This is a genomic window from Roseivivax sp. CAU 1761, assembly GCF_054482755.1.
Genome location: NZ_JBTLRM010000042.1, coordinates 1 through 18,710 on the forward strand (window position 1 = coordinate 1; position 18,710 = coordinate 18,710).

Sequence of the window (18,710 nt, forward strand, 5' to 3'; positions counted from 1 at the left end):
GGCGCCCGGCGCCGCGGCGGCCACCGGTTCGGCCTCGGCCTCGGCCCCGCCGCCGCTGCGGTTCGACAGGCCGAGACGGTGCACCTTCCCGATCACCGCGTTGCGGGTCACGCCCCCCAGTTCCTTGGCGATCTGGCTGGCCGACTGGCCCTCGTTCCACATCTTCTTGAGCAGTTCTACGCGTTCATCCGTCCAGGACATGGAATTCCTTCCTGCGGGGGTGTTCGGGCTGGCGGGGCGCGGGACCGAAAGACCTGTCCGGCCGCCGCCGGACATTCGGGGCTGGCCCCCTATTCTAAGCACCGCGGGGCGAGTTACAAGGCGCCCGACACGAGACAGGCGCATGGAGAGAGCGATGAGCGACACGGCACGATACGCACAGGGCGCCCGGCGCTTCGGCAGGGTCAACTGGCTCGGTCTGGCAACCCTGTGCCGGCGCGAGATCATGCGCTTCGTCAATGTCTGGACCCAGACCCTGCTGGCGCCGCTGGTCACCGCCGCGCTGTTCATCGTGATCTTCTCGATCGCCATCGGGCCGCGCCGCGGCGACGTGATGGGGGTGCCCTTCACCACCTTCATCGCGCCGGGCATCATGATGATGACGGTGATCCAGAACGCCTTTGCCAACACCTCGTCGTCGATCGTGATCTCCAAGGTGCAGGGCAACATCGTCGACACGCTGATGCCGCCGCTCTCGGGTGGCGAGCTGGTGCTGGGCTATCTGGCCGGGGGCGTGGCGCGCGGCCTCGTGGTGGCGCTGGCCATCACGCTGGGTTTCGGGCTGGTGCTCGGGCTCTGGCCGGCGCATCCGCTGGTCATGCTGGTCTTCGTGCTGCTCGGCGCGGCCTTCCTGTCGGCGCTCGGCATGATCGCCGGCATCTTCGCCGAGAAGTTCGACCAGATGGCGGCGATCACCAACTTCGTCATCACCCCGCTGGCCTTCCTGTCGGGCACCTTCTACTCGGTCGAGGCGCTGCCGCCGCTGTTGCGCCAGATCACCTACGGCAACCCGATCTTCTACCTGATCGACGGCGCGCGCTACGGCATGATCGGCGTCTCGGATTCGACGCCGCTCCTGGGCTTCGGGGTCGCGGTGGCGGCGCTGGCCGGGGTGCTGGCGCTGGCCTGGTGGATGTTCCGGGCGGGCTACCGGCTCAAGGCCTGATCCCGGGGCGCCGCGCGCCGCCTTGCGGGACTGGCCCGCGGGGCGGCCCACCTGGCGCCTGCCGGGATGCGCGCCGCCCTGACAGAGCAACGGGCGGACGAACGCAAAACCACCGCGCCCGGGCGGCCCGGGCGCGGCGGTTTGCTGTCCCTCGTCGTGTCGCGAGGCGGAAGGCTTACTTGATCTTGCCTTCCTTGTATTCGACGTGCTTGCGCGCCACCGGGTCGAACTTCCGGATGGTCATCTTCTCGGTCATCGTGCGCGCGTTCTTCTTGGTCACGTAGAAGTGGCCGGTGCCTGCGGTCGAGTTCAGGCGGATCTTGATGGTCGTCGGCTTCGCCATGGGTCGTCTCCTGCGCCGGGCGCGGGCGGCCGCCCCCGTGAAATTCGTCGGTGTCGCCTTTTACCCGCGCGCCGCCGCGAGTCAACCGGGCGGGCGGGCATTTTTCGCCACCGCCCGCACGGGGCGGGCGGTCCGGGCAGATGGGCCGGGCGCGCGGAGGGCCTGTAAGCCGGATTCTGTCCTAGGCCGGCGCGAGGCCGGCCCGAGATGGCCATTCATCTGGGCCGCCGGTCGCCCGGCGGCTCGAGCTGCCAACCCGGGTTTCTCGGGCCGGGGCGGCCCTGCGGGGAAGCCCCCGCGCGAAACCCCTATGCGGCATTGCTCCCGGTGGGGCTTGCCATGCGGGGACCGTTGCCGGCCCCCCGGTGGGCTCTTACCCCACCGTTTCACCCTGACCCGATCCAGGGACCGGGCGGTCTGTTCTCTGTGGCGCTTTCCGTCAGGTTGCCCTGCCCGGGCGTTACCCGGCACCGTTGCCCCGTGGAGTCCGGACTTTCCTCGACCCGCCCGGAGGCGCGCCGCGGCCATCCGGCCCTCCGCGCGCCCTCCCGATAGGCCGGTCGCGGCGCCGGGTCAATCGCCGATGCCGCGCCCTTCTGGCCTTCCCCCCGGTCCCTCCCCCGGCGCGGGCCGCCGCAGCTCCGGCAGGAGCCCCGCCTCCCAGGCGCCGGGTCAATCGCCGATGCCCCGCCCCGCCGACCCGGGCCCCTCCCCCGGCGCGGGGCGGCGCAGCTCCGGCAGCAGCCCCGCCTCCCAGGCGCCGCGGTGCAGCGCGCCGAGCTGCGCCGGCACGCGCGCCAGCCCGAGGATGCGGGCGATCGCCAGCCGGTGGTTGCCGTTGCCGGCGAGGATCGGCGCCCCGTTGCGGCCGATATGGACGAAGATGCCGCCATGTTCGCGATGCAGCGCGTCGGGCCGCGTGCCCTGCGGCTCGAGCCGGCCGGCCCGGGCGATCTCCTCGTACATCCGGTCGATGCCCGCGTAACGGCGCAGCACGTCCTCGCGGCTGCGGCACTCGTCGAACACGCCGTGTTTCTCGATGCGACGCATCATCTCGTCGATGATGCCGGTCTCCTCCCAGCTCTCGCCGCGGCCGAACCGGCGTTCGCAGGCGGCGATCTTGACCGCCTCGGAGAGCGGCTGCAGGTCGAGATCCCAGTCGCCCCCGGCGATCACGCCGCTGTGGCGGCGGCGGAAATCGGCCCCCTTGCGGCGACGGAACATGCCGCGCACGGCGCGGGGGTCGATCCAGATGCATTCGTCCGAAAGCGGCGCGCCCGGGCCGTAGCGCAGCCGGTTGGTGACGTCGCGCAGCATCTTGCGCGGCACCTGGGCCTCGATGAGCCGCTGCAGGCGGCTGCGGGGATGGCTTGGGGATGCGGTCATGACGGCGGAATATGTGCCGCCCGGGGCGCGGCTGCAATCCCGGCTGCGTCCCCGCTACGCCCCCGCCCCCGTGGCCGCCGCCGGGGGCCTTTTCCCCGCCGCGGGCTCTGCTAGGGTCGCCGGCGACGCCGACCGCCAGTGCGAGCCCCTGCCATGACCCCGCGCCCCGCGCCGCATTCCCGATGACCGAGCCGCTCGTGCTGATCGCGGGGCTGGGCTGCGATGCGCGCCTCTGGGGCGCCCAGATCACCGACCTGTCGCGCCACCGCCCGGTCACCCTGCTCTGCGCCGATGGCGGCGACCGCATCGAGGACATGGCCTCGGCGGCGCTGCCGCTGCTGCCGCCGCGCTTCGCGCTGGCCGGGCACGGGCTGGGCGGCGCGGTGGCGATGGAGATGCTGCGCCGCGCCCCCGAGCGGGTGGCGCGGATCGCGCTGATCGCGGCCTCGCCCCTGGCCGAGACCCCGGCCGAGGCGGCGGCGCGCGAGCCGCGGCTGATCGCCGTCCGGGCGGGTCGGCTGGGCGATGCGGTGGCGGCCGAGATCCCGGCCGAGGCGCTGGCCCCGGGGCCCGACCGCGGCTACCACGCCAAGCTGCTCCGGGCGATGGCGCAGGCGCTGGGTGCGGCGACGCTGATGCGCCAGATCCGCGCCCAGCAGCGCCGCCGCGACCAGCAGGCGGTGCTGCGCAATTGCCGCGCCCCGGCGCTGGTGCTCTGCGGCGGCCACGACCGGCTGGCGCCGGCCAAGCACCAGAAGGTGCTGGCCGACATGATCCCCAGCGCCGCCTTCGAGGTGCTGGAGGCGGCCGGCCACCTGGCCCCGCTGGAGGCCCCGGAGGCGGTCACCCAGGCCTTCGAGACCTGGCTGGCGCGGCCGGCGGCCCCGCGCCAGGGCGCGGCGCGCTAGCCCCCCGCGGGCCGGACCGCGGCGCCGCACAGGCGGATCAGGCCTCCGCCGCGGCGGTGCCCGGCCCCAGCAGCTCGGCCACGCGGGCGGCGAAATCCTCGCCCCGGCGTTCGAAATTGTCGTATTGGTCGAAGCTCGCCGCCGCCGGAGCGAGCAGCACGGTCTCGCCCGGGCGGGCATCGGCGGCGGCGCGCGCCACCGCGGTGGCCATGTCGGTGCAGATCTCCGCCTCGACCCCGTCGAGCCCCAGCGCGAAGCCCTGCGCGTCGCGGCCGATCACATAGGCGCGGGCGACATGGCCGAGCCCGGGGGCGAGCCCGGAGAGCCCGCCCTCCTTCATCAGCCCGCCGCAGATCCAGCGCACCCGCTCGAAGGCCAGCAGCGCCTTCACCGCGCTGTCGACATTGGTGGCCTTGGAATCGTTGACGAAGGTCACGCCGTCCTTCTCGCCGACGATCTGGCTGCGATGCGGCAGGCCGCGGAAGCTCTGGAACCCGGCCTCGATGGGGCGCGGCCCGAGCCCCAGCGCGCGCAGGGCGGCATAGGCGGCGCAGGCGTTCTGGTGGTTGTGCGCCCCCGGCAGGCCGCGGATCCCGCGCAGGTCGATGGCGCCGACCTGGCGGCTCTTGCGCCACTCGGCGAGAAAGCCCTTGCGGGCGAAGACCTGCCAGCCCGGCCCGTCGAGCCGGCGCCCGGCGGAGACCCGGATCACCCGGTCGTCGGCGGAGGCGGTGGCGAGCTGGTTGGCCAGGAACCGGCCCTCGGGCTCGTCGACACCGATCACCGCGCGGTCCGGCCCGCCCTCGGCGAAGAGCCGGCGCTTGGCGGCGAAATAGCCGCCATGGCCGCCATGGCGGTCGTGGTGGTCCGGCGTCAGGTTGGTGAAGACGGCGATGTCCGGGGTCAGCGCGCGGGCCAGCTCGGTCTGGTAGGAGGAGAGCTCCAGCACGATCACCGCGGCCTCGCCGGGCGGGTCGATGTCGAGCACGCCGCGGCCGATATTGCCGGCCAGCTGCACCGGGCGGCCGGCGGAGTCGAGGACATGGGCGATCAGCGCCGAGGTGGTGGACTTGCCGTTCGAGCCGGTCACCGCCACCACCCGCGGCGGCGTGTCGAGATCGTCCCAGGCGCCCTGGGCCAGGGCCCGGAAGAACAGGCCGATATCGTTGTCGACCGGCACGCCGGCCTCCCAGGCGGCGGCGATCGCCGGGTTGGGCTGCGGGTAGAGATGCGGGATGCCGGGGCTGGTGACCAGCAGCGTGACGTCCTCGAAGGCGCCGTTGCGGGTCAGGTCGCGGATCTCGAAGCCCGCGGCCTCGGCCCGGGCGCGGGCCTCGGCGCCGTCGTCCCAGAGCACCGGGCGGGCGCCGCCGGCGGCCAGCGCGCGCGCCGCCGAGAGGCCGGAGCGGCCGAGCCCCAGAACCGCGATGGTTTCGCCGTCATGGCCGTGCACCGGGATCATCGCGCATCCTTTCGCTGTCGCCGTCCGGGACCTGCGCTAGCGCAAATGCCGGGGGTTGGGAAGACGTGCCCGGGCGGCGCCCGAGGGGGCTGTCTGCCCCCTCTGCGGGCCGTCCGGCCCGCATTCACCCCCGAGGATATTTCGGCTCAGAAGAAGGCCGGATCAGCGCACCTTGAGGGTGGCGAGGCCGATCATCGCGAGGATCAGGGCGATGATCCAGAAGCGGATCACGATGGTGGGCTCGGCCCAGCCCTTCTTCTCGTAATGGTGGTGGATCGGCGCCATCAGGAAGACCCGCTTGCCGGTGCGCTTGAAGTAGAGCACCTGGATGATCACCGAGAGCGCCTCGACCACGAAGAGGCCGCCGACGATGGCCAGCACGATCTCGTGCTTGGTGGCGACCGCGATGGCGCCCAGCGCGCCGCCGAGCGCGAGGGAGCCGGTATCGCCCATGAAGACCGCGGCGGGCGGCGCATTGTACCACAGAAAGCCCAGGCCACCGCCGAACAGCGCGGCCGAGAAGATCAGGATCTCGCCGGTGCCGGGGACGTAATGGACGTCGAGATATTCGGTGAAGTCGACCCGGCCCACGGCATAGGCGATGATGCCGAGCGTGCCGCCGGCGATCATCACCGGCATGATCGCCAGCCCGTCGAGCCCGTCGGTCAGGTTGACCGCGTTGGCCGAGCCCACGATGACGATCATCGCGAAGGGCACGAAGAGCCAGCCGAGATGGATCAGCGTGTCCTTGAAGACCGGCAGGGCGAGGTTGCCGGTCAGTTCCGGCGGGTGCACCCAGGCCGCCCAGGTGCCGGCGATGCCGGCGATCACGAAACCCAGGAGCAGCCGCGATCGGCTGGAGAGCCCGGCGGCGTTCTGCTTCGAAACCTTGGCGTAATCGTCGGCGAAGCCGATCGCGGCATAGGCCATGGTGACGAAGAGCACGATCCAGACGAAGGGGTTGTCGAGCCGCGCCCAGAGCAGCGTCGAGGTCAGAAGCGCGCCGACGATCAAGAGCCCGCCCATGGTCGGCGTGCCGGCCTTGGCGAAATGCCCCTCCGGGCCGTCGCTGCGGATCGGCTGGCCCTTGCCCTGGCGCAGCCGCAGCACCTCGATCAGCGGCCGGCCGAACAGGAAGCCGAAGACCAGCGCCGTCAGGAAGGCGCCGCCGGCGCGGAAGGTGATGTAGCGAAAGAGGTTGAACGGCCCGCCCCCGTCGGACAGCTCGGTCAGCCAGAACAGCATGGATGTCTCCCGTTCGCGCCGCAGCCCGCGCCGGCCGCGCCTCAGATGTCCGAAACCTCGGCGCCTTGGCGCATTTTCCGGATCGCGTCAACCACGCGGGCGAGGCCCATGTAGTTCGAGCCCTTGACCAGCACGACGTCGCCGGCATCGAGATCGCGCGGCGCCAGGGCGGCCATCTCGGCGGCGCTCTCGGTCCAGCGCCCGCGCCGGTCCTCGGGCAGCGCCTCGTGGAGCCCGCGCATCAGCGGCCCGATACAATGCACCACGTCGATGCGGGCGAGATGCGGCAGCCCGGCCAGCGCCCGGTGCGCCGCCCCCTCGCCCGGGCCGAGCTCGCCCATGTCGCCGAGATAGGCGATGCGGCGGCCGCGCGCGACGCGCCCCAGCCCGTCGCGGACCCGGGCCGCGGCCAGCACCTCCAAGGCCGCCGCCACCGAGGCGGGGTTGGCGTTGTAGGCGTCGTCGATCAGCTCCAGCGACAGCTCGTCATCGACCGCGTCGAGAGCGATGGCCTCGCGCTGGCCGCGCCCGGCGCCGGGCTGCCAGCGGCCGAGATCGGCCAGCGCCCGGGCGCGGTCGAGCCCGAGCGCCCGCGCCGCGGCCAGAACCGCCATGGCGTTGACCGCGAAATGCCGCCCCGGCACCGACACCTTGTAGAGCAGCGGCGCGCGCCAGGCCCGGCCCTCCGCCACCGTGGCGCTGTCCTGGATGCGGATATCGGAGATCCGGTGATGGCAGGCGGGGCCTTCGCCGAAGGTCCTCACCGCGGCCCCGGCCGCCTCGGCGGCGGCCACGAGGATCGGCGTGGTGTCGAGATCGCCGTTGACGATGGCGGTGCCGCCGGGCTCCAGCCCCTCGAAGATCGCCGCCTTCTCGCGGGCGATGCCCTCGAGGCTGTCGAAGGCGGCCAGATGCGCCGGCGCGACGATGGTGACGATGCCGACATGCGGCCGCGCCAGCCGCGACAGCGGGCCGATCTCGCCGGGATGGTTCATGCCGATCTCGATCACCGCGAACTCGGTGGCGGCGGGCATCCGGGCCAGCGTCAGCGGCACGCCCCAATGGTTGTTGTAGGAGGCCTCGGCGGCATGGGTGCGGCCCTGCCCGCCCAGCACGGTGCGCAGCATCTCCTTGGTCGAGGTCTTGCCGACCGAGCCGGTGACCGCGACGACGCGGGCCGCGCTGCGCGCCCGCGCCGCCCGGCCGAGCGCCTCGAGCGCGGTCTGCACGTCCTCGACGACGAGCAGCGGCGCATCCTCCGCCACGCCCTCGGGCCGGTGCGAGACCAGCGCCGCGGCGGCGCCCTTGTCGAGCGCCTGGGCGACGAAGTCGTGGCCGTCGCGGGCCGCCTTCAGCGCCACGAAGAGATCGCCGGGCCGGAGCGTGCGGGTGTCGATCGACACGCCGTGGGCCTGCCAGGGCGCGGTGACGCGGCCGCCGGTGGCGCGCGCCGCCTCCTCCGAGGTCCAGAGCGCGGTCATGCCGGCTTCCCGTCGAGCGCGGCGACGGCCAGCGAGGCCTGTTCGGCATCGTCGAAGGGATAGACCGTGTCGCCGACGATCTGCCCGGTCTCGTGGCCCTTGCCGCAGACGATCAGCGCGTCGCCGGGCTCGAGCAGCGCGACCCCGCGCAGGATTGCTTCGGCCCGGTCGCCGATCTCCAGCGCCTCGGGGGCGCCGGCGCGCACCGCGGCGCGGATCGCCGCCGGATCCTCGGAGCGCGGGTTGTCGTCGGTGACGATCACCAGGTCGGCCTCCTCGGCCGCGGCCTGCCCCATCAGCGGCCGCTTGGCGCTGTCGCGGTCGCCGCCGGCGCCGATCACCGCCACCAGCCGGCCCATGACGTGCGGCCGGAGCGCCCGGATCGCCGTCGCCACCGCGTCCGGCGTATGGGCGTAATCGACATAGACCGCGGCGCCGTTGTCGCGGGTCGCGGCCAGCTGCATGCGCCCGCGCACCGTGTGGAGCCGCTCGAGCGCGGCGAAGACGTCGTCGGGCTCGGCGCCGCAGGCGATCACCAGCCCGGCCGCCACCAGCGCGTTCTCGGCCTGGAAGCCGCCGATCAGCGGCAGCGCGACCTGCCGCACCCGGCCGTCATGGCGCAGCCGCACGACCTGGCCCGCGGGCTCGAAGCGCTGCGCCATCAGGCACAGATCGGCGCCCTCGTCGCGGCCCACGGTGATCACCGTCTGGCCGCGCGCCGTGGCGATCGCCGCCATGTCGACGCCGCGGGCATCCTCCATGTTGATCACCGCGGTGCCGTCCTCGGGCAGCACCCGGGCGAAGAGCCCGGCCTTGGCGGCGAAGTAATCCTCGAAGCTGGCATGGTAGTCGAGGTGGTCCTGGGTGAAGTTGGTGAACGCCGCGGCCTTCAAGGTGACGCCGTCGAGCCGGCGCTGCTCGAGCCCGTGCGAGGAGGCCTCCATGGCGGCGTGGTCGACGCCGGCCTCGGCGGCCTGGGCCAGCGCCCGGTGCAGGGTGATCGGCTCGGGCGTGGTGTGCTTGAGCGGCATCTGCCAATCGCCCTCGACCCCGGTGGTGCCGAGATTGACGGCGCGTAGGCCGAGCTCCTGCCAGAGCCCGCGGGTGAAGCTCGCCACCGAGGTCTTGCCGTTGGTGCCGGTGACCGCGACCACGGTTTCGGGCTGGGCGCCGAACCACAGCGCCGCGGCATAGGCCAGCGTGGCACGCGGATCGGCGGCCACCACCAGCGCCGCCGGCGAGCGGTCGAGCGCCTCGGCGGCGAGCGCCGCGCCCTCGGCATCGGTCAGGATGGCGCCGGCGCCGCGGTCGAGCGCCGCCTCGATGAAGCGCGCACCGTGCACCTGGGTTCCGGGCAGCGCCGCGAAGAGGTGGCCCTCGCGGACCTCGCGGGAATCCACCGACAGGCCGCTGACCCGCGCCTCGGCGCCACCCCGGGCGGTCAGCCCGAGATCGCTCAGTGACTTGGTGGTGCCGCTCACGCTCTGCCCCCGGCTCATGTCAGGCCCCTTTGCTGCTGCCCCCCCAGTTGCCCCGTTTCGGGGGGACGGTGCAAGGGGCCGGCCCGCCGGGGCGCCGGCGGCGGCGGCGGCGCGGCGGCGAATCGCGCACCCGATCGCGCACCCGGCCGCCGGGCTATATTCGCTCCGGCGAATATTTTATATGCGTTCGGACGCATATAATCTTACGCGGCGGAAAGAAAGTTTCGCTGACGCGGCGTCAGAATTCCTGATGTTACGTCACAAGCGCCGTGACGTGACGTGAGAGTTACGTCAACGTCATCGGTCGTTGTAACACCGGGTCCAGTTCGCATCTTCTCGGGCAAACTCGAGTGATGTGAGAGCGTAACGATGACCGAAGACACCAACCGGACCATGACCATCCGCGAGATGTGCGACGCCTTCGAGGTGACCCCGCGCACCCTGCGGTTCTACGAATCCAAGGAGCTGCTGTTTCCGATCAGGGAAGGCCAGAAGCGGCTGTTCACGCGCCGCGACCGCGCCCGGCTGAAGCTCATCCTGCGCGGCAAGCGCTTCGGCTTCAGCCTCGAGGAGATCCGCCAGCTCCTCGATCTCTACGATGTCGGCGACGCCCAGCAGACGCAGCTCGCCAAGACCTACGAGCTGGCCCAGCGGCGGCTGGCCGAACTGGTGGCCCGGCGCGACGAGCTCGACGCCGCGATCGCCGAGCTCGAAGACCAGATGCGTTGGGGCGAACAGGTTCTCGCCGCCAACACGACCCCGAAGAACGCCGCCGAGTGACCGGCGGCGCGACGCCACGAGGAGGAGAACGCCGTGCCCGTCTACACCGCCCCGATCAAGGACATGCTCTTCGTCCTGCATGACGTGCTGAAGGTCCACGAGGCCGACATTCCCGGCTACGAGGATCTCGACCGCGAGACGGTGGCGGCGATCCTGGGCGAGGCCGGCAAGCTGTCCGAGAACGTGCTGGCGCCGCTGAACCCGGTGGGCGACCGCCAGGGCTGCCGGCTGGAGAACGGCGTGGTGCGCACCCCCGAGGGCTTCAAGGACGCCTACGAGCAGATGCGCGCCGGGGGCTGGATGGGTCTCGATTCCGACCCCGAATACGGCGGCCAGGGCATGCCCTACCTGCTGAATTCGGCGGTGGGCGAGATGTTCGTCTCGGCCAACATGGCCTTCAACATGTATCAGGGCCTGACCCACGGCGCCGCCTCCGCCCTGCAGGCGCACGGCTCGGACGAGCAGAAGGCGACCTATCTGCCGAACATGATCGACGGCATCTGGTCCGGCACGATGAACCTGACCGAGCCGCATTGCGGCACCGATCTCGGGCTGATCCGCACCCGGGCCGAGCCGCAGGATGACGGCTCCTACCGGATCACCGGCTCGAAGATCTGGATCTCCGCCGGCGAGCACGACCTGAGCGAGAACATCATCCACCTGGTGCTGGCCAAGGCGCCGGGCGGCGGCGAAGGCACCAAGGGCATCTCGCTCTTCGTGGTGCCGAAGTTCATGGTCAACGCCGATGGCAGCCTCGGCGCGCGCAACGCGGTGAGCTGCGGCGGGCTCGAGGAGAAGATGGGCATCCACGGCAACGCCACCTGCGTGATGAACTACGACGGCGCCACAGGCTTCCTCGTCGGCGAGCTGCACAAGGGCATGCGGGCGATGTTCACGATGATGAACGAGGCCCGCCTCGGCGTCGGCCTGCAGGGCTATGCCCAGGGCGCGGTGGCCTACCAGAACGCGCTGGGCTTCGCCCGCGAGCGGCTGCAGGGCCGCGACGTGACCGGCGTGAAGAACCCCGACGGGCCGGCCGATCCGATCATCGTGCACCCCGACGTGCGCCGCAACCTGATGGACCAGAAGAGCTTCGTCGAGGGCGCCCGCGCCTTCGTCTTCTGGGGCGCGCAGCTGATCGACCGGGCGCATCGCAACGGCGACGCGGAGGCCGAGGGGCTGATCTCGCTGCTGACCCCGGTGATCAAGGGTTTCCTGACCGACAAGGGCTTCGAGACCACGGTGCTGGCGCAGCAGACGCTGGGCGGCTCGGGCTTCACCCGCGAATGGGGGCTCGAGCAGTTCGTCCGCGACGCCCGCATCACGATGATCTACGAGGGCACCAACGGCATCCAGTCGCTCGACCTCGTCGGCCGCAAGCTCGGCGCCAATGGCGGCAAGCCCGCGATGGCCTTCTTCGAGATGGTCAAGGGCTTCATCGCCGAGCACAAGTATCAGGATGCGGCGTTCGACCGCGACTTCCTCGAACCGCTGAAGCAGGGCTCGAAGGATCTGCAGGCGGCGGCGATGTTCTTCATGCAGAACATGAAGACGCCGAACGCCGCGCTGGCCGGCTCCTACGACTTCATGCACCTCTTCGGCCATGTCTGCCTCGGCCTGATGTGGGCGCGGATGGCGGTGGCGTCGCGCGCCGCCCTTGAGGCCGGCGAGGGCGACACGGAGTTCCACGAGACCAAGCTCGCCACCGGGCGCTACTACATGGCGCGGCAATTGCCGGCCACCGGCACGCATCTGCGCCGGATCCAGAGCGGCGGCGAGACGGTGATGGCACTGGACGCCGCTGCATTCTGAATTCAGTGTAGCGCGGCGCGGTCGAGGAGGAGTCGCCCATACCCAAACGCTTCCGGTTGACCCACCGCTTCGCCGCGGAAATGACCGAGGACGGTCATCACCGGCTCCGGCGCTTCGCCAGCGAGGCCGGGCTCGACGAGGGCGAGGCCCTGTCCTTCCTGTTCGAGAATTTCGACAGCGTCACCGACGGCGAGGCGCTGGCCCACAGGCTGCGCCTGTTCAATTCCGAGCTGGAGACGCGCAAGCGATGAGCGCATGGTCTCCCTCCCGCCCGGCCGTCCGGAGCCGCCGCCCGAGATCGGCGGCCGGGCCGGCGCCGGGCCCGCGCCGCGCCCGGACGGGGGACGTTCGGCCAGGTGGCGGCCGGGGATGCCTCCGGCGGGGATATTTCGGCTTAGAAGAAGGTCCGTCTATCGAACCCTCGGACGGCAGCGCGGGCGGCAACCGGTCCACCTGGCCGATCCGGGGGATCGGCCGGGCTTCTCCTGAGGCGGTCATCGGCTTCCCGGCCTGTACCGCCCGGGCAGCCTGCCGCCCGCTTGGTTAGCATGGCCTTAATGCCTTCTTCTGAGCACAAATATCCCGCGGGGGCGCGGGGGTGCGAAACCCCCGCTCCGGACCGGGACGCAGCAACCACGCGAGGGATCCGCGCATGACGATTGAGCTTCACTGCTTCGGCGAAAGCGGCAATGCCTACAAGGCGGCGATCGCGCTCGAGATGGCCCGGCTCGACTGGCGGCCGGTCTTCGTCGACTTCTTCAACGGCGCCACCCGCGCCGAGGATTACCGGCGCGACATCAACCCGATGGGCGAGGTGCCGGTGATGGTGGATGGCGCGCTGCGGCTGACCCAGTCCGGGGTGATCCAGAACTACGTGACCGAGCGCAGCGGCCGGTTCGGCGGCGCCACCCCGGGGGAGGCCCGCGAGGTGATGCGCTGGGTGCTCTGGGACAATCACAAGCTGTCCGGCCAGGCCGGGATGACGCGCTTCCTGATGAACTTCCTACCCGCGGACAAGCGCCCGGGCCCGGTGATCGACTTCCTGCAGGGCCGGCTGCGCGCCGCCTACGCGGTCCTCGACACGCACCTGGCGGGCCGCGACTGGATCGTCGGAGACGGCGTGACCAACGCCGATCTCTCCTGCTGCGGCTACCTCTACTATCCCGAGCCCTTCGGCTTCGACCGTGCCGACTGGCCCAACATCGATGCCTGGCTGGACCGCCTCGCGGCTGAGCCGGGCTGGAAACACCCCTATGATTTGATGCCCGGCCATCCCTCGGACCGGGCGTGAGGAAGGAGGCTCCATGACCGACGCCTATATCTACGACGCCATCCGCACGCCGCGCGGCAAGGGCCGCAAGGACGGCGCGCTGCACGAAGTCACCGCGGCGCGGCTCTCGGCGCTGGTGCTGAACGGGCTGAAGGAGCGCAGCGGGCTCGAAGGGCACGCGGTCGAGGACGTGATCTGGGGCAACGCCACCCAGGTCGCCGAACAGGGCGGCTGCCTGGCGCGCACCGCGGTGCTGGCCTCCGATCTCGACGAGCGCATCCCGGGCCTGTCGATCAACCGCTTCTGCGCCTCCGGCATGGAGGCGGTGAACCTTGCCGCCAACCAGATCCGCGGCGGCGCCGGGCAGGCCTACATCGCCGGCGGGGTCGAGATGATGGGCCGCGTCGCCATGGGCTCGGACGGCGCCGCCATCGCCGTCGACCCGTCGATCGCCATGCGCTCCTACTTCGTGCCGCAGGGCATCTCGGCCGACATCATCGCCACCGAATACGGCATCTCGCGCGACGACGCCGACGCCTTCGCGGTGGAAAGCCAGAAACGCGCCGCCAAGGCCTGGGAGGAGGGCCGCTTCGCCCGCTCGATCCACGTCGTGCGGGACCAGAACGGGCTGCCGATCCTCGAGCATGACGAATACATGCGCCCCGGCACCGACATGCAGGCGCTGGGCGCGCTCGAGCCGTCCTTCAAGGCGATGGGCGAGACCATGCCCGGCTTCGACGCCGTGGCGCTGATGAAGTATCCGCATCTCGAGCGCATCCGCCACATCCACCATGCCGGCAATTCCTCGGGCATCGTCGACGGCGCCGCCGGCGTGCTGGTGGGCTCGAAGGAATGGGGCGAGGCGCACGGGTTGACGCCCCGCGCCCGCATCCGCGCCACCGCCAAGATCGGCACCGATCCCACCATCATGCTGACCGGCCCGGTGCCGGCGACGGAGAAGATCCTGAAGGATTCGGGCATGGCGATCTCCGACATCGATCTCTTCGAGGTCAACGAGGCCTTCTCCTCGGTGGTGCTGCGCTTCATGCAGGCCTTCGACGTCGATCACGGCAAGCTCAACGTCAATGGCGGCGCCATCGCCATGGGCCACCCGCTGGGCGCCAGCGGCGCCATCATCATCGGCACGCTGCTCGACGAGATGGAGCGGTCGGACCGCGAAACCGGGCTCGCCACGCTCTGCGTCGCCTCCGGCATGGGCGCGGCCACCATCATCGAGCGGGTCTGAGGGCAGGAGACGACAGACATGACCGATTTCACCATGACCAAGGACGCCGAGGGCGTCGCCGTGATCACCTGGGACTGCCCGGGCAAGACCATGAACGTGCTCTCGCTCGAGGCCGCGCACGAGCTCGACCGGCTGGTCGACGAGGCGCTGGGCGACAGCGCCGTCAAGGGCATCGTCATCACCTCGGGCAAGGACAGCTTCGCCGCCGGCATGGATCTCAACGTGCTGGCGCGGATGAAGGAGGAGGCCGGCGACGACCCGGCCCGCGGCCTCTTCGACGGCATCATGGGCCTGCACGGGGTGCTGCGGAAGATCGAGCGCGCCGGCATGGATCCCAAGACCAACAAGGGCGGCAAGCCGGTGGCCGCCGCCCTGCCCGGCACCGCGCTGGGCATCGGGCTCGAGCTTCCGCTGGCCTGCCACCGGATCTTCGCCGCGCCCGATCCCAAGGCCAAGATCGGCCTGCCCGAGATCATGGTCGGCATCTTCCCCGGCGCCGGCGGCACCACCCGCCTGGTGCGCAAGATGGGCGCCATGGCGGCCTCGCCCTTCCTGCTCGAGGGCAAGCTGTCGGACCCGATCCGGGCGCAGAAGGCCGGCATCGTCGACGAGGTGGCGGCCGACCCGGTCGCCGCGGCGCGCGACTGGGTGCTGAAGGCCACGGATGCCGACATCGTCAAGCCGTGGGACCAGAAGGGCTACAAGATGCCCGGCGGCGCCCCCTACCACCCGGCCGGCTTCATGACCTTCGTCGGCGCCTCGGCGATGGTCCACGGCAAGACCAAGGGCGTCTACCCGGCCGCCAAGGCGCTGCTCTCGGCGGTCTACGAGGGCGCCCTGGTGCCCTTCGACACGGCGCTGAAGATCGAGGCGCGCTGGTTCGTCAACGTGCTGATGAACCCGTCCTCGGGGGCGATGATCCGCTCGCTCTTCATCAACAAGGGTGCGCTCGAGAAGGGCGCGGTGCGCCCTGCCGACGTGCCCGACCAGCGCGTGCAGAAGGTCGGCATCCTGGGCGCCGGGATGATGGGCGCGGGCATCGCGCTGGTCTCGGCGCAGGCCGGCATCGAGGTGGTGCTGCTCGACCGCGACATGGCCTCGGCCGAGAAGGGCCGCGCCTATACCGAAGGCTTCATGGACAAGGGCATCCAGAAGAAGAAGGCCACGCCGGAGAAGAAGGCCGAGGTTCTGGGCCGGATCACCGCCACCGACAAGGTCGAGGACCTGGCGGGCTGCGACCTGATCGTCGAGGCGGTGTTCGAGGATCCGAAGATCAAGGCCGAGATCACGGGCCGCGTCGAGGCGGTGATCGGCAAGGACGCGATCTTCGCCACCAACACCTCGACCCTGCCGATCAGCGATCTGGCCAAGGCGTCGCAGCGCCCGGAGCAGTATATCGGCATCCACTTCTTCTCGCCGGTCGAGAAGATGGCGCTGGTGGAGATCATCAAGGGAGCCAAGACCGGCGACCGCGCGGTGGCCAAGGCGCTCGACTTCGTGCGCCAGATCCGCAAGACGCCGATCGTCGTCAACGATGCCCGCTTCTTCTACGCCAACCGCTGCATCATCCCCTACATCAACGAGGGGCTGCGGATGGTCGCCGAGGGGGTGAAGCCGGCGCTGATCGAGAACGCGGCGAAGCTCGTCGGCATGCCGCTCGGGCCGCTGCAGCTGGTCGACGAGACCTCGATCGATCTCGGCGCCAAGATCGCCCGCGCCACCCGCGCGGCGATGGGCGACGCCTATCCCGACGGCGCCGTGGACGAGGTGATCTTCTGGATGGAGGGCGAGGGCCGGCTCGGCCGCAAGGCCAAGGCCGGGTTCTACGCCTATGACGAGGCCGGCAAGCGGCAGGGCCTGTGGTCGGGCCTGGGCGAGAAATACGCCGTCGCCGAGACCCAGCCGGACCTCATCGAGATCCAGCACCGCCTGCTCTTCGTGCAGGCGCTGGAGGCGGTGCGGGCGCTCGAGGAGAACGTGCTTCTTGACATCCGCGAGGGCGATGTCGGCGCCATCCTGGGCTGGGGCTTCGCGCCGTGGTCGGGCGGGCCGCTGTCCTGGCTCGACATCCTCGGCGCGCCATATGCCGCCGAGCGCTGCGACGAGCTGGCGGCCAGGCACGGCGACCGCTTCGCCTGCCCGGCCCTGCTGCGCGAGATGGCGGAGAAGACCCAGAGCTTCTATGGCCGCTTCGCCCCCGCGGCGGAGGCCGACGCCGCGTGAGACGCCGATCCGCGCGCCGGCCCCGGCGCGCGGATCACCCGCTCTGATGCGGCGGCAGATCGGCCGCGCTCTCGCCCGGCTCGGTCTCCACCCGCTCGGGCTCGACCTGGCCGCGCCGCGCCAGGAGCCGCGCCACCATCAGGCAGAGCAGCGCCCAGCCGGCGCCCGCCAGCCAGCCGGCCAGCACGTCGGTCGGCCAGTGCACGCCGAGATAGACCCGGCTCACCCCGACCGATCCGGTCAGCAGCACCGCCAGCGTCAGGATGTAGCTCTTCACCCGGCGCTTCGGCTGCACCCGGGCGATCAGCACGCCCAGAGTCAGGTAGGTGACCGCCGCCATCATCGAATGGCCCGAGGGAAAGCTCGTCGTGTAGACGATGGAGCCGTGCGGCACGAGGTCGGGTCGCGGCCGCTGGAAGGTCTCCTTGGCCAGCGACGAGACCAGGATGCCGCCGCCCACCGCGGCCAGCAGGAAGATCATCGAGTTGATCCGTCCGCGCAGCAGGAAGAAGCCCGACACCGCGAGCGTGGTCAGGCTGAGCACCGCCACGCCGCCCAGCGCCGTCATGTCGCGGCCCATCTCCTGCAGCCAGCGCGGGCCGATCGGGTTCGCCGGATCGTCCGGGGCGCGGAGCAGCAGGAGAAGGGCCTGATCGAGGCTCTGCGTGGTGCCCTCGGCGACCTCGTCGGCGAGTTCGGCAAATCCCCAGACCGTGGCCACCACGGCCGCCAGGAACAGCAGCGTGCCCAGCTCGACATTGCGCCGCAGCCAGGCGCGCAGGAAACCGGGAGACAGGCTCATCCCCCGTCTCCCCCGCCCAGCCGGCGGGCCGCGGCGATGGCCTCCTCGGCCGCGCGCCGGTCGTCGGGCCGCGGCTCCGGCCGGCGGTTCCGCGCGCCGCCTTCGGGGTCGAGGCACAGCGTCGCCATCACCGGGTAATGATCCGAACCGAAGCCCGGCAGCACGCGCAGATCGCTCAGGGTCAGCCGCTCCTGCCAGACGATGTGGTCGAGCGGCCAGGACATCACCGGATCGTCCGCTGCGAAGGTCGGCAGCAGGCCGCGTCCGACGCGCGGATCGAGCAGGCCGCCAAGCCGCGCCGAGCGCCGGAACGACCGCTCCCAGGGCGTGGCGTTCAGGTCCCCCGCCACCACCGAGGGCACGCCGTCATCCGCCATCTCCAGCGCCGCCGCCAGCAGGTGCGCGTCCCGCAGGGTGGAGGGCTGGCCGGAGACATGCGGCGGCTGCGGATGCAGGCCGTAGAGCCGCACCCGGCCGCCGCGTTCGAGCAGGACGTTGCCGCGAAAGGCCGGCGTCGCGGCGCCGAAATGGAATTCGAATCCGGCATCCTGCAGCGGCAGCCGGGAATAGACATGCATGCCGTAGAAGGCCCGCTCCTCCGGGATGTGCTGGCGCGCATGCGGGTAGCGCGCGTCGAGCGCCGAGAGGTCGCGGTCCCAGTCGGCATCGGTCTCCATCACCACCAGCACGTCGGGATCGGCATCGCGCACGGTCTCGAGGAAGGCCGCGCTGCGGTCGTTGGTCTTCTGCACGTTGGCCGCCATCACGCTGAACCCTGCGCCGGGACGGCACTCCCGCGCCTCCGCGGCCACCGGCGCGACCGGGCCGAGATAGGGCCAGAGCTGCACCGCGTGATAGGCCAGCGCGGCCCCGGCCAGCGCCAGCACCGCGCCGCCGGCGCGCCGGATGCGCGGGCGCAGCAGCAGGTAGAGCACCGCGAGACCCGACAGCGCCAGAGCCAGCTGCAGGCGCGGAAAGTCCCAGTAGCGCACCCACCAGGCATCGCTGTCGAACAGCGGCAGGAAGGAGGCCAGCGCGGCGACGAACAGCAGGACCAGGACCAGTCGTGTCGCCCAGCGCCGCATCGCCGTCATCCCGCATTTCTC

The 18,710-nt window shown here is 71.4% G+C and carries 17 protein-coding genes and 1 other RNA gene; 8 read left to right on the forward strand and 10 right to left on the reverse strand.

The genetic code is table 11. The features are described 5' to 3' along the window. Positions 1-201 (reverse strand): GcrA family cell cycle regulator (locus ACXYMW_RS17935; RefSeq protein ID WP_459036707.1); only part of this gene is annotated, 201 nt, incomplete at its 3' end. Between the two features lie 154 nt (positions 202-355). Here ACXYMW_RS17935 and ACXYMW_RS17940 point away from each other — a divergent pair. After that, complete coding sequence (locus tag ACXYMW_RS17940; RefSeq protein ID WP_459036708.1) at positions 356-1,165, forward strand: ABC transporter permease; 810 nt, start codon at positions 356-358, stop codon at positions 1,163-1,165. A 175-nt stretch (positions 1,166-1,340) separates the two neighbouring features. Here the strand turns inward: ACXYMW_RS17940 and rpmG are convergent, their stop codons facing one another. The 3 genes from rpmG to ACXYMW_RS17955 form a co-directional block, all read right to left on the reverse strand. Beyond that, entirely contained in the window at positions 1,341-1,508 is a 168-nt protein-coding gene (rpmG, locus tag ACXYMW_RS17945) for a 50S ribosomal protein L33 (protein ID WP_005856346.1), read from the reverse strand. Between the two features lie 149 nt (positions 1,509-1,657). Continuing rightward, positions 1,658-2,048: RNase P RNA component class A (gene rnpB, locus ACXYMW_RS17950), an RNA gene on the reverse strand. Between the two features lie 132 nt (positions 2,049-2,180). Continuing rightward, entirely contained in the window at positions 2,181-2,894 is a 714-nt protein-coding gene (locus tag ACXYMW_RS17955; protein ID WP_459036709.1) for a hypothetical protein, read from the reverse strand. Positions 2,895-3,076: 182 nt separating this feature from the next. Here ACXYMW_RS17955 and ACXYMW_RS17960 point away from each other — a divergent pair, with 182 nt between their 5' ends. Beyond that, positions 3,077-3,802 carry an alpha/beta fold hydrolase gene (locus ACXYMW_RS17960; protein WP_459036710.1) on the forward strand — a complete coding sequence of 242 codons (726 nt, stop codon included), beginning with the start codon at positions 3,077-3,079 and terminating at the stop codon, positions 3,800-3,802. A 37-nt stretch (positions 3,803-3,839) separates the two neighbouring features. Here ACXYMW_RS17960 and murD read toward each other — a convergent pair whose 3' ends face one another. From murD to ACXYMW_RS17980, 4 genes are all read right to left on the reverse strand, one after another. After that, positions 3,840-5,264 (reverse strand): UDP-N-acetylmuramoyl-L-alanine--D-glutamate ligase, encoded by a 1,425-nt coding sequence (murD, locus tag ACXYMW_RS17965; RefSeq protein ID WP_459036711.1) that lies wholly within the window; start codon positions 5,262-5,264, stop codon positions 3,840-3,842. 162 nt (positions 5,265-5,426) lie between these two features. Continuing rightward, positions 5,427-6,509 carry a phospho-N-acetylmuramoyl-pentapeptide-transferase gene (gene mraY, locus ACXYMW_RS17970; protein ID WP_459036712.1) on the reverse strand — a complete coding sequence of 361 codons (1,083 nt, stop codon included), beginning with the start codon at positions 6,507-6,509 and terminating at the stop codon, positions 5,427-5,429. A gap of 41 nt (positions 6,510-6,550) precedes the next feature. Then, positions 6,551-7,990 (reverse strand): UDP-N-acetylmuramoyl-tripeptide--D-alanyl-D-alanine ligase, encoded by a 1,440-nt coding sequence (locus ACXYMW_RS17975; protein WP_459036713.1) that lies wholly within the window; start codon positions 7,988-7,990, stop codon positions 6,551-6,553. Continuing rightward, a complete protein-coding gene (locus ACXYMW_RS17980; protein ID WP_459036714.1) occupies positions 7,987-9,489 on the reverse strand; it encodes a UDP-N-acetylmuramoyl-L-alanyl-D-glutamate--2,6-diaminopimelate ligase in 1,503 nt (500 codons plus the stop codon). The genes ACXYMW_RS17975 and ACXYMW_RS17980 overlap by 4 nt, the downstream gene beginning before the upstream one ends. A gap of 351 nt (positions 9,490-9,840) precedes the next feature. Here ACXYMW_RS17980 and ACXYMW_RS17985 point away from each other — a divergent pair, with 351 nt between their 5' ends. The 6 genes from ACXYMW_RS17985 to ACXYMW_RS18010 all read left to right on the forward strand — a co-directional run bounded on the left by ACXYMW_RS17985 (position 9,841) and on the right by ACXYMW_RS18010 (position 16,802). Continuing rightward, a complete protein-coding gene (locus ACXYMW_RS17985) occupies positions 9,841-10,251 on the forward strand; it encodes a MerR family transcriptional regulator (RefSeq protein ID WP_459036715.1) in 411 nt (136 codons plus the stop codon). Positions 10,252-10,284: 33 nt separating this feature from the next. Further along, positions 10,285-12,063, forward strand: coding sequence for an acyl-CoA dehydrogenase C-terminal domain-containing protein (locus ACXYMW_RS17990; protein WP_459036716.1), 1,779 nt, complete (start codon positions 10,285-10,287; stop codon positions 12,061-12,063). A 38-nt stretch (positions 12,064-12,101) separates the two neighbouring features. After that, positions 12,102-12,314, forward strand: a complete 213-nt coding sequence (locus tag ACXYMW_RS17995) for a hypothetical protein (RefSeq protein ID WP_459036733.1) — start codon at positions 12,102-12,104, stop codon at positions 12,312-12,314. Between the two features lie 401 nt (positions 12,315-12,715). Beyond that, positions 12,716-13,354, forward strand: a complete 639-nt coding sequence (locus ACXYMW_RS18000; RefSeq protein ID WP_459036717.1) for a glutathione S-transferase family protein — start codon at positions 12,716-12,718, stop codon at positions 13,352-13,354. A 13-nt stretch (positions 13,355-13,367) separates the two neighbouring features. Continuing rightward, positions 13,368-14,579 carry an acetyl-CoA C-acetyltransferase gene (locus ACXYMW_RS18005; RefSeq protein ID WP_459036718.1) on the forward strand — a complete coding sequence of 404 codons (1,212 nt, stop codon included), beginning with the start codon at positions 13,368-13,370 and terminating at the stop codon, positions 14,577-14,579. Positions 14,580-14,597: 18 nt separating this feature from the next. Next, positions 14,598-16,802, forward strand: coding sequence for a 3-hydroxyacyl-CoA dehydrogenase NAD-binding domain-containing protein (locus ACXYMW_RS18010; protein WP_459036719.1), 2,205 nt, complete (start codon positions 14,598-14,600; stop codon positions 16,800-16,802). Between the two features lie 34 nt (positions 16,803-16,836). On the opposite strand, the gene ACXYMW_RS18015 is transcribed toward ACXYMW_RS18010, so the two are convergent. Both ACXYMW_RS18015 and ACXYMW_RS18020 read right to left on the reverse strand, forming a co-directional pair. Continuing rightward, entirely contained in the window at positions 16,837-17,604 is a 768-nt protein-coding gene (locus tag ACXYMW_RS18015; RefSeq protein WP_459036720.1) for a phosphatase PAP2 family protein, read from the reverse strand. Beyond that, entirely contained in the window at positions 17,601-18,698 is a 1,098-nt protein-coding gene (locus ACXYMW_RS18020) for an endonuclease/exonuclease/phosphatase family protein (protein WP_459036721.1), read from the reverse strand. Before ACXYMW_RS18020 ends, ACXYMW_RS18015 begins: the two co-directional genes overlap by 4 nt. Positions 18,699-18,710 lie beyond the last annotated feature (12 nt).